Source organism: Bacillus sp. (in: firmicutes) (assembly GCF_031983925.1).
In the GTDB taxonomy this organism is placed as follows: Bacteria; Bacillota; Bacilli; order Bacillales; family Bacillaceae_G; genus Bacillus_A; species Bacillus_A pacificus.
The window spans coordinates 786,502-800,963 of sequence record NZ_DALYZR010000001.1; the positions used below are offsets into that span (position 1 = coordinate 786,502).

The 14,462-nt window shown below is 33.5% G+C and carries 16 protein-coding genes; 11 read left to right on the forward strand and 5 right to left on the reverse strand.

Annotated elements, in window-relative coordinates; genetic code table 11:
* Window positions 1-29: 29 nt before the first annotated feature.
* Together RTP99_RS04155 and RTP99_RS04160 are read right to left on the reverse strand one after the other, a co-directional pair.
* Window positions 30-605, reverse strand: coding sequence for a nucleotidyltransferase family protein (locus tag RTP99_RS04155; protein ID WP_001025801.1), 576 nt, complete (start codon window positions 603-605; stop codon window positions 30-32).
* A gap of 24 nt (window positions 606-629) precedes the next feature.
* Window positions 630-1,427, reverse strand: a complete 798-nt coding sequence (locus RTP99_RS04160; RefSeq protein WP_000028910.1) for a lipid II flippase Amj family protein — start codon at window positions 1,425-1,427, stop codon at window positions 630-632.
* Between the two features lie 197 nt (window positions 1,428-1,624).
* Between RTP99_RS04160 and RTP99_RS04165 the strand changes: the two genes are divergently transcribed.
* The 6 genes from RTP99_RS04165 to RTP99_RS04190 all read left to right on the forward strand — a co-directional run bounded on the left by RTP99_RS04165 (window position 1,625) and on the right by RTP99_RS04190 (window position 7,039).
* Window positions 1,625-2,290, forward strand: a complete 666-nt coding sequence (locus tag RTP99_RS04165; protein WP_000288830.1) for an HAD family hydrolase — start codon at window positions 1,625-1,627, stop codon at window positions 2,288-2,290.
* Between the two features lie 209 nt (window positions 2,291-2,499).
* Window positions 2,500-3,939 carry a GntP family permease gene (locus RTP99_RS04170; RefSeq protein WP_000424303.1) on the forward strand — a complete coding sequence of 480 codons (1,440 nt, stop codon included), beginning with the start codon at window positions 2,500-2,502 and terminating at the stop codon, window positions 3,937-3,939.
* Between the two features lie 52 nt (window positions 3,940-3,991).
* Window positions 3,992-5,194 carry an alcohol dehydrogenase EutG gene (gene eutG / locus RTP99_RS04175; protein ID WP_001158504.1) on the forward strand — a complete coding sequence of 401 codons (1,203 nt, stop codon included), beginning with the start codon at window positions 3,992-3,994 and terminating at the stop codon, window positions 5,192-5,194.
* A gap of 148 nt (window positions 5,195-5,342) precedes the next feature.
* Window positions 5,343-6,041: an aspartate/glutamate racemase family protein gene (locus tag RTP99_RS04180; protein ID WP_046646908.1), complete on the forward strand. Its 699-nt coding sequence runs from the start codon at window positions 5,343-5,345 to the stop codon at window positions 6,039-6,041.
* Window positions 6,042-6,128: 87 nt separating this feature from the next.
* Window positions 6,129-6,602 (forward strand): SAM-dependent methyltransferase, encoded by a 474-nt coding sequence (locus RTP99_RS04185; protein ID WP_000493234.1) that lies wholly within the window; start codon window positions 6,129-6,131, stop codon window positions 6,600-6,602.
* Window positions 6,599-7,039 carry a GNAT family N-acetyltransferase gene (locus RTP99_RS04190; protein WP_001223874.1) on the forward strand — a complete coding sequence of 147 codons (441 nt, stop codon included), beginning with the start codon at window positions 6,599-6,601 and terminating at the stop codon, window positions 7,037-7,039. Before RTP99_RS04185 ends, RTP99_RS04190 begins: the two co-directional genes overlap by 4 nt.
* A gap of 56 nt (window positions 7,040-7,095) precedes the next feature.
* Here the strand turns inward: RTP99_RS04190 and RTP99_RS04195 are convergent, their stop codons facing one another.
* Together RTP99_RS04195 and RTP99_RS04200 are read right to left on the reverse strand one after the other, a co-directional pair.
* Window positions 7,096-7,623 (reverse strand): HAD-IIIA family hydrolase, encoded by a 528-nt coding sequence (locus RTP99_RS04195; protein ID WP_000207509.1) that lies wholly within the window; start codon window positions 7,621-7,623, stop codon window positions 7,096-7,098.
* Window positions 7,624-7,652: 29 nt separating this feature from the next.
* Window positions 7,653-8,084: a GNAT family N-acetyltransferase gene (locus tag RTP99_RS04200; protein WP_000009784.1), complete on the reverse strand. Its 432-nt coding sequence runs from the start codon at window positions 8,082-8,084 to the stop codon at window positions 7,653-7,655.
* Window positions 8,085-8,237: 153 nt separating this feature from the next.
* Here RTP99_RS04200 and RTP99_RS04205 point away from each other — a divergent pair, with 153 nt between their 5' ends.
* The 5 genes from RTP99_RS04205 (at window position 8,238) to RTP99_RS04225 (ending at window position 12,774) form a co-directional block, all read left to right on the forward strand.
* A complete protein-coding gene (locus RTP99_RS04205) occupies window positions 8,238-8,948 on the forward strand; it encodes an ABC transporter ATP-binding protein (RefSeq protein ID WP_000895245.1) in 711 nt (236 codons plus the stop codon).
* Complete coding sequence (locus RTP99_RS04210) at window positions 8,941-10,140, forward strand: ABC transporter permease (protein WP_000592563.1); 1,200 nt, start codon at window positions 8,941-8,943, stop codon at window positions 10,138-10,140. Before RTP99_RS04205 ends, RTP99_RS04210 begins: the two co-directional genes overlap by 8 nt.
* Window positions 10,141-10,424: 284 nt before the next feature.
* A complete protein-coding gene (locus RTP99_RS04215; protein ID WP_001134412.1) occupies window positions 10,425-11,012 on the forward strand; it encodes a YpjP family protein in 588 nt (195 codons plus the stop codon).
* 105 nt (window positions 11,013-11,117) lie between these two features.
* Complete coding sequence (locus tag RTP99_RS04220; protein ID WP_001175006.1) at window positions 11,118-11,753, forward strand: HAD family hydrolase; 636 nt, start codon at window positions 11,118-11,120, stop codon at window positions 11,751-11,753.
* An 85-nt stretch (window positions 11,754-11,838) separates the two neighbouring features.
* Complete coding sequence (locus RTP99_RS04225; protein WP_000849690.1) at window positions 11,839-12,774, forward strand: aminoglycoside phosphotransferase family protein; 936 nt, start codon at window positions 11,839-11,841, stop codon at window positions 12,772-12,774.
* A 124-nt stretch (window positions 12,775-12,898) separates the two neighbouring features.
* Here RTP99_RS04225 and RTP99_RS04230 read toward each other — a convergent pair whose 3' ends face one another.
* Window positions 12,899-14,356, reverse strand: coding sequence for a serine hydrolase (locus tag RTP99_RS04230; RefSeq protein WP_000034315.1), 1,458 nt, complete (start codon window positions 14,354-14,356; stop codon window positions 12,899-12,901).
* Between the last annotated feature and the right edge of the window lie 106 nt (window positions 14,357-14,462).

Genomic DNA, 14,462 nt, shown 5'->3' on the forward strand with positions numbered 1-14,462 from the left:
GGTGCTTCTCTAAATAAGAAGCATCCTTTCTAAATTTCTGGATATGTGATTGTAATGCTAGGCCACTTACTTTGCCAATTCTTTTTTATAACTCTGTTTTTGTATATATGTAATCGTTCTTTTGATTCAAGAAAATGAGCTGTTGGTCTCACTTGTAAGGAAAGGACATCTTCAATACCGCACGGAGCTGTTAATATAACATTGTTTTTTTCGTCTAATGTAACCCCTAAAGCCGTTGCTGTTTCAGGAAATTTAGAAATAGCATCAACAGAAGAAGAGTACGGTAGCATATTATTCACTACATGCATACGAGCTTGATTTTTTACTGACCAAGGTATAGAGGCATCCAAATTTATTAGTTTCTTTTCTAATAATTGTTCGTATATCTCATCTTTACGAAAAGGGTCAAAATAAATGACATCAACGTCTGGTGTAGTTGTTCTTATTTCGTAGTTATGTAAAGTATCCCAAATTTTAGAACGAACAAACCCGGCGCAAATCCACCAATCAGGTAGCTCAAGTGATTTTGCTAATTGTAATACGTTCATCATCCATTCGTCGTTTTCTATTAAGCGAATGATATGTTGCTCTGTTTGGATATTCATTGATATATTCACCTTTCTAGTAAATTAATGTATTAGTTCAATAATCCATAAAATCCAGTAAGCACCTGGTACAAATAGTAGTTGTGCTAATAATGTACCGAAAAGTCTAGAAATCATTAGCCAACCGTACATTTTACTCATAGACTCAGCACCATTCTCTGATTGTAAAGCACGTTCTGTTAAAAGAGCGATGCGTGGATCGAGTAGTACGGTTAATAAAATTGTAGCAAAACCATTTACAAGACCAGAAGCTGTACTTGCGTTTGTTGCATAATCTGGATTTAGAAAAGAAGCGTAAAGGGCAGAAAGAACACCTGCTGTATAAATAGCAGTAGCAAACATATTAATAAGCATAATACGTTTTGGAATACCACCAATGCGTAGTCTATGAATCATTTCTAACTTTGGAAACCGTACATATTTTTTTGTGTACTTTAACTTTTGAATGTTATTCGTCTTCATCATTCGAATGAATGAACCATCTGTTTCAAAATTTTGAATGACGTATCCAAATAGTTTTGTCAAAGTTGGATACAGTATAATTGCAAGTAATGTACCGATAGAAGCAGATAATAGAACGAGACGTATAATATGCTCTAAATCAATAGAAGAATCTAGTTTTGCTTCATCGACAATACCACCGATTAAAAAGGCTTGTAGTAAGTTAGATGTTCTAGAAATAAGCAGTACCATTCCTACGACGGATAAGGCAACGGCAATCTTTTTTAAACGTACACCAGCTAATCGAATACTATAAGAGCTAGTTTCAACCGCATGGATAATAATTGTGAAAGCCATTATAAAAATTAACGTAATTGACATTTGTTTCACCAGTTTCTATTAAAATAATTGTAACTTTTTCACTTTACCATATGTATCTTTTTTTTGTAACTGAAAGTATGTGACATAGGAAAAGTAATTTTTCAGAAAAAAAGATAATGATAGTATTATAATAAAAGCGGTAATAGGAAAAGCTGTTATAGGTTACTTATAAAGTAAAATGAGTGGGGGATTGAAACGTGTACACAACATATTTATTTGATTTAGATGGAACATTGACGGATCCGAAAGAAGGGATTGTCAATTCAGTATTGTATGCATTAAAAAAGGTTGGCATTGAAGAATTACATATAAGCGAGTTAGATTCATTTATTGGTCCACCCATCCAGCAATCATTTGTAGAGAGATATAATATGAATGAAGGAGAAGTTGAACGAGCTGTTTTTTATTTCAGAGAATATTTAAAGCAACGTGGATTGTTGGAGAATAATGTTTACGAGGGTATTCCAAATCTTTTAAAACAATTAAAAGATACTGGAAATCGTTTATTTATAGCAACTTCAAAGCCTACTATATTTGCTGAACAAGTTATAGAGCATTTTCAACTAACAAATTATTTCGAAGGTATCATTGGAAGTAATTTAGATGGTACAAGAATAAAAAAAGAAGAAATCATTGCTCATATTTTACAAACAAATGAAGAACTTAATAAAGAAGAAATTGTTATGATTGGAGATAGAAAGCACGATATAATCGGTGCGAATCATAATGAAATTGCATCGATCGGCGTTTTATATGGCTATGGTAGTGAAACGGAATTGACTGAAGTTGGTGCGACTCATATAGTAAATAATGTAAAAGAACTAAATCATTTTTGTTTAGAAAATAGTTTGATAAAGAAGTAAATATAGAGACTAATAATCCCTTTATAACGTATGATGATGAAATCGTTTTTTGTTTAAAGGGATTTTTCATATGTAATCGAATACTTATAATTAGACATTTTTAGCATGAAAAATTTGTATGAATAAGAGGAGGGATGTCAGAATCAAAAGATTAGTAGTAGAAGTTTATCAATAAAAGTTCGAATTTTCTGTTAAAGGAGGAGGTATAATTGGAGCTAGTTATTATATTATTAGCACTTAGTTTACTTATGTTTGTAGCTTATAGAGGCTTTTCTGTTATTTTATTTGCACCGATTTTTGCTTTATTTGCGGTATTTTTGACAGAGCCTAGTTTTGTATTACCTTTCTTTTCGAATATTTTTATGGAGAAAATGGTAGGTTTTATTAAACTATATTTTCCTGTATTTTTACTTGGAGCAATATTTGGGAAAGTAGTAGAAATGTCAGGAATTGCGGACTCAATTGCAAAGACAATTATAGAGTTGGTTGGTGAAAAACGTACGATATTAGCAATTGTATTAATGGGGGCTATTTTAACGTATAGCGGTGTTAGTGTGTATGTAGTAGTGTTTGCTGTATATCCATTCGCAGCAAAGCTGTTTCGACAAGCGAATATTCCAAAACGTTTAATCCCTGGAACGATTGTTCTTGGAGCAGTCACGTTTACGATGGATGCGCTACCTGGATCACCACAAATTCAAAACGTAATACCTACAACTTTTTTCAAAACGGACATTTATGCTGCACCGATACTTGGAATTGTAGGAGCAATTTTTGTTCTTACATTAGGTTTACTATATTTAGAGAGTAGACGTAAGAAGGCAAAGGCAGCAGGAGAAGGATATTTTGGTTTTAACGATGGGAATACGGAAATGGCAGCTTCTTTACAAGCAGAACAAAAAGATATGCAGCTGGTTAAAAATATTGAAATTACAAGAGCGCAGCAAGTAATTGCTTTTATACCACTTATTTTAGTAGGTGTAATGAATAAAGTTTTTACTATCATGATACCGAAGTGGTATCCGAATGGTTTTGATTTTTCTGCAATTGGTATGAAAGCATTTGGAAAAGTAGAATTAAGTGCAGTAGTTGGAATCTGGTCAGTAGAATTAGCACTTATTATAGGTATAGTAACAACGTTATTATTATATTGGAAACGAGTAGTAACAGGATTCCAAGCTGGATTGAATACAAGTATTGGCGGAGCGCTACTTGCAACAATGAATACAGGAGCTGAGTTTGGATTCGGTGGTGTTATCGCAGCATTGCCAGGTTTTGCGATTATGAGAGATGGCATTTCTGCCACGTTTACAAATCCGCTAGTGAATGGAGCAGTCACGACGAATATTTTAGCTGGCATTACAGGTTCTGCATCAGGAGGAATGGGAATCGTTTTAAGTGCAATGGGAGATAAGTTTATTGCAGCAGCTAATCAATTTGATATTCCGTTAGAAGTAATGCATCGTATCGTATCAATGGCATCAGGAGGAATGGATACATTACCACATAACGGAGCTATCATTACTATTCTTACAGTAACTGGGTTAACACATAAACAATCTTATAAAGATATATTTGCTATTACAGTTTTGAAAACGTTTGCTGTATTTTTAGTTATCGCGTTCTATACTTTAACAGGAATTTATTAAATAGATATTTTATAGACGAAAATATTAATTAGGGAAAGAAGAGGTGGAGTACTTGCAAGAAGTTGCTGAATTTCGTATGCCGAAGTCTGTATTATATGGAAGAAATTCGCTTGAAAAACTGGGGGAACAATCCAAGAAGTTTGGAAAAAGAGCTTTTATAGTAACTGATACAATTATGGAGAATTTAGGATATGTTGAGAGTTGTATACAACAATTAAATACAAAAGGTATTACCGTTATTACATATAATAAAGTAAATGCTGAGCCTACAAATATACATGTGTTAGAGGCGTTAACTATTTGTAAAGAGGAAAAGTGTGATTTTATTATCGGTCTTGGTGGTGGAAGTTGTATTGATGCAGCAAAAGCAGTTGCGGTGTTATATACAAATGGCGGAGAAGTAGAAGATTATGTCCAAAAGGATATGGAAATAGACAATGATCCGCTACCGCTCATTGCAATTCCAACAACTTCGGGTACTGGGTCAGAAGTAACAAGTGTAGCAGTAATTACGAATAAACGAACAGATGTAAAAATGATGATGAAACATCCGAGTTTTACCCCGCAAGTAGCGATTATTGATCCGATTTTAACACGTTCTGTACCACCTCATATTACAGCAGCAACAGGGATAGATGCATTATGTCATGCAGTCGAAGCATATATTTCTAAAGTTTCACAATCACTTACAGATGTACTCGCTCTTTCCGCTATTGAAAGTATTATGAAATATTTACGTATTGCATATGAAGATGGAGAGAATATGGAGGCAAGAGAAGCGATGATGATTGCTTCCTTACAAGCTGTAATTGCATTTTCAAACGCATCTGTTACATTAGTTCATGGAATGTCAAGACCAGTAGGAGCGTTATTTCATGTACCACATGGTATATCAAATGCAATACTATTACCTACAGTTTTAGAGTATACAAAAGTGAGTGCAGTAAAAAGACTAGCAGAAATTGGACGCTGTTTAAATAAAGATATGTATTCCTATTGTGATGAAGAAGTAGCCGATTACACGCTCGGGGAAATAAAAAAACTTTGCTTTGATCTTCGTATTCCAAATTTAAAAGAATACGGAATTGGTGAGGTTGAATTTGAAAAAGCTATTTCTAAAATGGCATCAGATGCAATTGAAAGTGGAAGTCCAGCAAATAATCCACGAGTACCATCCTATGATGAAATTAAACAGTTGTATCGAGAATGTTTTCATTATCGATATGAAGATTCTATAAAAACATTAGAGTTTTAATTTCAGAATATTCTTATAAAATTTCCTTGGAAATAGTTAAAACAAGACTTTATATTTTTAACGTAAAGTCTTGTTTTATTATGTATAATATACATAATAAAATGTTTGAATCAGGTTATAAAAATAGTGTGAGGTGGGTGTAGGTTTAATGAAAATGATAGGTCTTATTGGTGGTATGAGTTGGGAATCAACTGCTGAATATTATCGAATCATAAATGAAGAAATAAAAAGTAGATTAGGTGGGTTACATTCAGCTAAATGTTTAATTAATAGTGTAGACTTTGAAGAGATTGAAGGATTCCAGTCTAGCGGTGATTGGGATAGTGCAGGAGAAATTCTAGGGAATGCAGCATATTCATTACAAATGGGAGGCGCAGACTTTATTATTATTTGCACAAATACAATGCATAAAGTAATTGAGAAAATAAAGGAGAATATTCATATTCCAGTTTTACATATCGCAGATGCAACTGCGAAAGAAATGAAAAGAAAAGGTATTCAAACTGTTGGTTTACTTGGAACAAAATATACAATGGAGCAAGATTTCTATAAATCACGTATTAAAGAGAATGATATAAAAGCCATAGTACCATTAGAAAAAAATAGAGAAAAAATAAACGAAGTCATATATACAGAATTATGTTTAGGAAAAATCGTATCTCAATCCAGAGAGTATTATAAAACAGTTATAGAAGATTTAGTGCAAAAAGGCGCACAGGGTATCATTTTAGGTTGTACAGAAATAGGATTATTAATAAAGCAGGAAGACGTATCAGTTCCAATATTCGATACAACTTATATACATGCAGTTGAAGCAGTTCATTTCGCCTTACAAAATAGATTATAATTATATTATGTAATCTAGTTCGTGTATGTGGAAAACATTCAGAAAATATTTTATAATGTAAGTGGTTACATTGAAGGGGGAATGCGTGTGTTTTCAGTTCAACCAATCGCATTTGTACATAATGAAAGAAAGGAAATAAAAGATGATGAGTGGGGAGAAGTAAAATCCTATATTACTTTAACTGAAATGTATACAGAAGAAAGTATACAAGGGATTGAAGATTTTTCACATATTGAAGTTGTTTTTTATTTTCATAAAGTAACTGATGAACAAATTCAATATTTTGCTAGATATCCTAGAAATAATCATGATTATCCTAAAGTAGGTATTTTTGCACAGCGTGGAAAAAATCGTCCGAATCGTATAGGAGCAACCATTGTAAAGGTAATCAAAAGAGAAGGTAAATCAATTATTGTTGAGGGGTTAGATGCTATTGATGGCACCCCTGTATTGGATATAAAGCCAATAATGAAAGAGTTTATGCCGAAAGAAGAAATTGTACAGCCTAAATGGGCAACGGATATAATGAAACGGTATTGGAAGGGGAATGGAGTAAAATGAGAATATATGAGGCAACAATTGCAGATTTAGATGGACTAGCATCGGTTTTTAATAACTATCGTATGTTTTATAGACAAGATTCCGATCTAGAAGGAGCAAAAGTATTTTTACGAAATCGAATGGAGAGAAAAGAATCTGTTATCTTCGTAGCAGTTGAAGATGGTGAATATATTGGATTTACACAATTATATCCATCATTTTCTTCTATTTCGATGAAAGAATTATGGATTTTAAATGATTTATTTGTACAAGCTGCTAAGCGCGGGGCAGGAACAGGGAAAAAATTATTAGAAGCTGCGAAAGGATTCGCCTTAGAAAATGGTGCAAAAGGTGTAAAATTACAAACAGAGATTGATAATTTATCAGCACAGCGATTATACGCTGAAAATGGATATTTGAGAGATAATCGTTATTTCCATTACGAATTAACGTTTTAAATAATATTAAATTAAAAGAGGCGCTTTCATTTTGAAGGCGTCTCTTTTAATTCGCATTATAGTTGACTTAAAATCCAATTTGTCGCATCTTCAAAGTTTTCTGCAATGTAGTTTGGTTCAATATGTGCCCACTTGTCTCGGTACGTATGTAAAGCGTCGTATCCAGCACCTGTTCGTACTAAAATTGTTGTCGCATTCACTTTTGCTTCTGCAACGATATCAGTCCAGCGATCACCAATTACAGCACATTGTGTTAAATCAAGCCTGTGTTTTTCGGCTGCTTGTAGCAGCATGCCTGTATTTGGTTTACGACATTCGCAACCATCACCGTGTTTATGAGGACATACGTAAATATCATCAAAACCGAAGCCTTTTAATTCTTGTGAGAAATCGGCTATGGTCGCTATCCCATCCGCGATACCTGGTTGATTTGTGAAAGAGAAAATTTTTATATGATTAGCTTTTAATTTTTGCAGTGATGCTTTTGTAAAAGGAAATAATGTAAATGATCCTGGGTAATGTATTGTAGTGTCGCCGCCAATTGTACCGTCACGATCAATGAAAATTGCTTTAATAGTTGTCATAGTTATAGTCCTTTCTATTAAGAAGTAATTTAAAAATGTTTTACAAATCGATATCCATTCACTTCATATCCTAATTTTTTGTAAAAAGGATGAGCTTCTACTCTTTTTGTTCCACTAACTAGCCATGTGCCAATGCAATTATGCTTCTTTGCTAATTGCTCTGCATAATCCATTAATGCTTGCCCAACGCCTTTCCGTCGTATTGTAGAATCAACGCTAATAATTGAAATTTCTCCATACCGAGTTACATCTTCTAAATTTTCACGTATACGAAACCCAAGTAATCCAAGTATAGTTTTTTCTTCCTCATAAACATATAAAAAATCAAAAGGACTCATTTGTACGAATTGCAATCGGTTGTTCATATCTTCATACGAAATAGAGGAACCTTTTAATTCTTTTGTTAAAGAACAAAGTGCATCTATATCGTCTATCGTAGCTTCACGAATTTGAAAAGACATATTATCCACTCCAATTAAATGTAATCAAACATTAAGTATTCTGTTAAAAAATATTTATTCCTGCTATGAAAATAAATATTTTATAATGATATATAGATAGTTATATGTTATTCTTTTCCTAGTTTGTATTGGAAATGGAAAGAAGGGGAATGTATGTTAGAAGTAAATATCCGTTCTGCTGGATATGAAATAGGTGAAAAAACAATTCATGATATTGCCTTTTCGATTGAGCAAGGCGAATTAGTTGCTCTTATTGGCGCAAATGGTGCCGGGAAAAGTACAACGATTAAAACGATGCTCGGGTTACTTGTAAATGTGGATGGTGAAATATCATTTGGCGAGAAGAAAAATCCGTATGCATATGTGCCAGAACACCCGACATATTATGATTATTTAACGCTTTGGGAACATATTGAATTATTAATGGCTGCTCGCGAGAACGAAGCCGGAAGCTGGGAACGGAAAGCTGAAGAGTTATTACATATGTTTCGAATGGATAAGCATAAACATGAGTATTTATCAAAGTTTTCAAAAGGGATGAAACAAAAATCGATGCTTATATTAGCATTTTTAACTGAACCAGATTTTTATATCATTGACGAACCTTTTATCGGTTTAGATCCGGTAGCTACGAAAGAGTTTTTAAGTTATTTATATAAAGAAAAAGAACGCGGGGCAGGAATTTTACTTTGTACGCACGTATTAGATACAGCTGAAAGAATTTGCGAAAGATTTTTACTCATATCTCAAGGTACATTAGTCGCAGATGGCCATTTAGAGGCAATTCAAACGTTAGCAGAAATGCCAGGAAGTTCATTATTAGACTGTTTTGATGTAATTGTAAGGCGTGAACAACATGATTAAAAAACAATTTTATAAAAGATTACGCCATGAACTAGGGCGGAAATGGAAGTCCATACGTTCTATAACGGATTGGACGGTTGCGCTATATATTGTTATTCCAGCATTTATATTTATGGGGATTTATTATCGTTCACTATGGACGGAAGAATTATCGATGGGAGAGACTGTTTATTTCGGATTAAGTCTACTCGCATTTTATGCGATTACATATGGAAGAGGAGTTCGCTCATTTTTTGAGCAAGCGGATAGTTTATTTTTAATTTCGTACCCCGCTCACATGCAAAAATTAATCCAGTATGGCATGACATATACGTTTATTCGAATAGCAATAACGAATGTAGTAGTTGTTGTTGCGATGTTACCAGTGTTGATGAAAAGTATTGGAGTGACGAAGATACAAGTCGTATTATTTTGGCTATTCTTTACTGTATTTCGATTTTTGTTGGCGTTATTAACGAGATTTATTCATGTACGTGTGGGGAAACGATGGCTACTATGGATTATAAAAAATGTAATATTTTCTATAAGTCTATCCTTTTTTGGATTGAGTTTGTTTCTTATTTATAAAAATCCATGGTATTCTATACTAAGTATCGGTCTAACAGTGTTTCTAATTATCATATTGATAAAAGAAAAATTAAATTATAAAAATTGCTTTTTTAAAGAAGTTGAGAGAGAAAAAGAAGAAAGTATGCGCTGGACGAGTCGGATTATGCAAGTTGGTGGTCATACAGCTAAACCGAGTAGTTCGAATAAAAAGGCGTGGATGTTTCCATGTTCTAAAAAGTTTTTAGGGAAGAAAAAGGATTATCGTATTGTTGAATCCTTTTTAAAAGAATTTTTCCGTACAAGTAGTGCGCGAATATTTTATATTCAAATTGTATGTATAAGTACTGTTAGTATTATTATGAGTCCGAAGTGGATTGCCGCTATTATTCTTGCATTTGCTTTATTTGCAATTTCCCGTTATGCGCGCGACTATTGGAATGAGTTTACGAACAAAATGTTTCTTCATTTATATTGTGATGAAGGCAAATTACTCTTGTTAAGATGGAAGACAGATCGCTATTTATTGTTTCCAGTAATACTTTTGTATGGAATAGTTATACTTTCTCATTTTTATTTATTGCCAGCTGTAATTGCCGGGATTATTTTTATAGTATTAATTGGTTGGATAGTATTCTTACCATAGAAAAAAGAGCCGAAAAATGGCTCTTTTTTCTAATCCGTAACACATTGATAAATAAAATATACTAAAACGAGTATGCTTGCGGCGGAATACATGACATCTAAAGTCATCGGATCTCCTCCTCATTGTTGTTGTATTTTATTGTATGAAATCTTACAATTTCATATTCAAGTGAAAAATATGTGAACGTTAACAAAATTGTAAAGTGCAAAAATTACAATCATTTTGTATAATAGAGAAAACAACCGTTATATAAAATATAATGAGTGAAAGGGGAGGAAACATACATGCCAAATTGGTTTAGAAAAACCTTAGTCGCATTAATTACCGTATTTACATTTGGTTTAGTGACGCCTCCTTCCATATTGCTTGATAATGCCAAAGCTGCGGACAAGCCTACGAGCACAGCTGGGCAACAAAATTTGGAGAGTACGTCCTATACATATGAAGAAACGAATGACAGGTTAACCACCGATACTTTTATTACGTATGCAATGCAAGAAGCAGAGAAGCAGTCGATGCAAAAGTTTGGAACTAAAATTGGTCCAGTAATTGAAGATGAATTTAAAGATGTAATATTACCGAAAATTGAAGAGGCAATTGCTGAGCTTGCCAATGATGTACCAGAAGATTCACTACAATCATTAGCGATTTCCCAAAAACCAGCTGGTGGGAATAATGAAAAAATCTTTCACGTTTATGACACGAAATCAGGAAATGACTTATTGCGATTTCATGTAAGGAGAGATCATCCACCGCAAGATGGTTACTATTTTAATTTCCACTATCACCGTTTTGATGATGGGTACTCTGGACACCATGAGTTAGGGAATATTTATTGGAATACGAATGTACCGCCAAAGTGGCTTTCTTAAAAAGAACAAGAGAAAATCTTGTTCTTTTTTATGTGTATGGAAGGGTAAGACAACTACGGTGTTGAATAAGATAGGTTTAGAAAAAGAAGCAAAGGGAGTATGGGAATGCAAAAATATATTGTTTTTGACTTTGATGGCACATTAGTAGATTCACAAAATACATTTGTACCAATTTATAATCAAATTGCTAAAAAGCACGGATATAAAACGGTAAAGGAAGAAGAAATTGAGTATTTACGTAAATTAACGATGCCAGAGAGATGTAAACAACTCGATGTACCATTGTATAAACTACCGATATTAGCACTAGAGTTTTATAAATTGTATCAACCTGCCATAAAAGATCTTATTTTGTTCCATGGGATGAAGGATGTATTAGATGAGTTACATAAAAAAGGCTACGGAATTGCAGTCATATCATCCAACTCAGAAGAGCATATTCGGGCGTTTTTACACAATAATAATATAGAAAATATACAAGAAGTATATTGTTCTAAAAATTTGTTCGGTAAAGATAAAATGATAAAAAGATTTTTAAAATCGAAAAAAATAACTGAGCAAGATATGTTATACGTCGGTGACGAACAGCGAGACGTAGCAGCGTGTAAAAAGGCTGGGGTGAACGTAATATGGGTATCTTGGGGATATGATGTCATTGAAACAGTGAAAAAAGATGCACCAGATTATATGGTCAATACACCGATGGAAATTGTGCAAGTAGTACAAGGAGCGTATTCTTAATAGGAATAAACTTCGAGCAGGCATTCATCATATGTAATTTTGGGTAGCGTATACACCAAATGTAGAAATGTAAGGGGGAATATGCATGAAAACAATTACAACATGGCAAAACAATATACAAATAGTAAAAGATGCAACGAATATTGTAGAAATTTCTAAAGGTTTTTCACCGGATAAGAAATATATAGTTACGACAATTGATGAGGAAAAATATTTGTTACGGATTGGCGATATACAAGAGTATGAAAGAAGAAAAATAGAGTTTCAAATTTTAAATGAAATGGTAAAACGTAACGTACAGGCACAAAGGCCAATTGAAATAGGTATATTGGAAGAAGAAGGTGTATGCTATAGTATTTTTTCATATTTAGAAGGGGAAGATGCGAAGAAGCTATTGCCTACGTATTCACCAAAAAAACAATATGAAATTGGCATAGAGGCAGGAAAAGATTTAGCAAAAATGCATACATATGAAGCTCCTAATGATACACTTCCATGGTATGAAAGAGCCATGAAAAAACATCAAAAATATGTAGAGGCATACAAAACATGCGGAATAAAAATAAAAAATGATGATAAAATCATTAAGTTTATTGATGAAAATGAAATGTATTTACAAAATCGCCCCAATCAATTTCAACACGATGATTTTCATTTAGAAAATATAATTGTACGGGATGGGAAATATGTAGGTGTTGTTGATTTTAATGGTTATGATTGGGGCGACCCACTTCATGATTTTGTAAAAATAGCACTATTTGCAAGAGACATTAGTATTCCGTATTCAATCGGACAAATAGAAGGATACTTTAATGGGAGAATACCAGAGGAGTTTTGGAAATTATATGCGGTATACGTAGGTATGACAGTGTTCTCATCAGTTGTATGGACATTACGAGCAGCACCACATATGTTAGATGATACGCTAGAGCGTCTTACTGTAGTTTTAGAGGATCATAAAGACTTTGAGCTATTAAAGCCAATTTGGTTTCAACCAGAAAAAATTGATATAAAAAAATAAAAGGCAGGTGTGAATCACATCTGCCTTTTATTTTTTACCATTCTTCGTTTTGAAGTAGTTGCATCCTTTTTGCATAGAGAAAAGGGGAATAGAGGGAAGAGTTATCGTCCCTCTATTAAAATATTTATTTTGTTTTCTTAAATGCAAGTGGCTGAGTACTAAGTGTAGCTGGCACATGTAACTGAAGCGATGGAAATTCACCACTCACATTCATTTCATAAGCGAATAATAAACTCATTTTCATTTGGAATAAATCAACTTTTGCAGAAAAGATGTCGTAATGATGATGCGTTAATTGAATGTCCATCTCCATAAATTGTACAAATAACGAATCATCTCGTTTGTATACTTGTAATGTTCCGTATGCAGGGTGTTCAAAAGTACCAGTATAATCCTCTAACTTGTGCGAAGGTGTAGTCCCTTTCATTTGTTCTGGGAGGGATTCAGTTGCTTCTTTCATCATTTCCTTCATTTTTTCAGTATCTTCTACAGCACGTTTATGCCAATCAATGGATTCTAATTCAAGTAGTTCGTCATAAATTTGATTAGCGAGATAAGTAGGAAGTAATGTTCCTCCAGCATTCGTTAAAATGACAAGGCCTATGTTTTCTGTTGGTATGAATGAAACAAGCGCTGAAAATCCATCGATATTACCGCCATGATGAATCACTTTTTTACCACGATAAGCGCTAATAAACCAACCAAGACCGTAACTATTTAATGGAGATTCAGGGAGTGATAAAACCGGTTGGTCTGGAATGGAATTGTGTGGTGTATACATTTGTTGTAATAATTCAGAGGAGATTAATTCATGATCTCCAAATTTTCCTTCATTTAAGTGAAGAAGTACCCAATTTGCCATATCTTTAATTGTAGAATTGATACAACCAGCAGCGCCAACGGTATCAATGTTGCGGAATGGAACTTCTTTTATTTCACCGTCATTTTCAATGTAAGGTAAAGCGTATTCATCTGTCGTTTGTGAATCGGTAACAGAGAAGTTTGTATGTCTCATATTTAAAGGTTCTAAAATATGTTCTGTAGTGTATTGCTCCCACGTTTGATTCGTTATGTTTTCTACAATATAGCTAATTGTCGCATACATTAAGTTGTTATATAGAAATGATGTGCGGAACGGTGCATCAAGTGGTAAATGTTTTATTTTTTCAACGAGATCTTTTCGAGATAAGGAAGAGCTGTACCAAAGGGCATCATGACGACTTACCCCGGTACGATGAGAAGCTAAATCTCGTCCTGTAACTTGTGAACTAGCAAGTAGTTCAGATAAAGAGAAGTTAGGTATATAAGACTGGACAGGAGTATCCCAATTAAACCTTTTTTGCTGTGCTAACAAACTTAATGAAAGTGTGCCAAAAGCTTTCGTTGAGGAACCAATTGCGAACAAAGTACGCGGTGTAACTGGTTCTTTTGTCTCTAAATTTCGATAGCCAAATCCTTCTGAAATAATAACGTCACCGTCTTTTATAATAGCTACAGCAGCTCCCGGAACGTTTAAATCCTTCATCATTTTTTCAACCGTTTTTTGTAAAGAAGTCATAACAGGCGTTTCAATTTTAGACATACTTCTAACCTCCAAATATAATTTTTGTTCTACCGCACTATACTTTCGGTAATAGAAAATAAAAACCTTTATAAATATGGAAAGTTAATAATTTTGTAAGGATGAA

Bases quoted from the DNA above. Each gene is read 5' to 3' on its own strand.
- RTP99_RS04155 (WP_001025801.1), bottom strand. From the start codon at position 605: ATGAATATCCAAACAGAGCAACATATCATTCGCTTAATAGAAAACGAC.
- RTP99_RS04160 (WP_000028910.1), bottom strand. From the start codon at position 1,427: ATGTCAATTACGTTAATTTTTATAATGGCTTTCACAATTATTATCCAT.
- RTP99_RS04180 (WP_046646908.1), top strand. From the start codon at position 5,343: ATGAAAATGATAGGTCTTATTGGTGGTATGAGTTGGGAATCAACTGCT.
- RTP99_RS04190 (WP_001223874.1), top strand. From the start codon at position 6,599: ATGAGAATATATGAGGCAACAATTGCAGATTTAGATGGACTAGCATCG.
- RTP99_RS04195 (WP_000207509.1), bottom strand. From the start codon at position 7,623: ATGACAACTATTAAAGCAATTTTCATTGATCGTGACGGTACAATTGGC.
- RTP99_RS04200 (WP_000009784.1), bottom strand. From the start codon at position 8,084: ATGTCTTTTCAAATTCGTGAAGCTACGATAGACGATATAGATGCACTT.
- RTP99_RS04205 (WP_000895245.1), top strand. From the start codon at position 8,238: ATGTTAGAAGTAAATATCCGTTCTGCTGGATATGAAATAGGTGAAAAA.
- RTP99_RS04210 (WP_000592563.1), top strand. From the start codon at position 8,941: ATGATTAAAAAACAATTTTATAAAAGATTACGCCATGAACTAGGGCGG.
- RTP99_RS04215 (WP_001134412.1), top strand. From the start codon at position 10,425: ATGCCAAATTGGTTTAGAAAAACCTTAGTCGCATTAATTACCGTATTT.
- RTP99_RS04220 (WP_001175006.1), top strand. From the start codon at position 11,118: ATGCAAAAATATATTGTTTTTGACTTTGATGGCACATTAGTAGATTCA.
- RTP99_RS04225 (WP_000849690.1), top strand. From the start codon at position 11,839: ATGAAAACAATTACAACATGGCAAAACAATATACAAATAGTAAAAGAT.
- RTP99_RS04230 (WP_000034315.1), bottom strand. From the start codon at position 14,356: ATGTCTAAAATTGAAACGCCTGTTATGACTTCTTTACAAAAAACGGTT.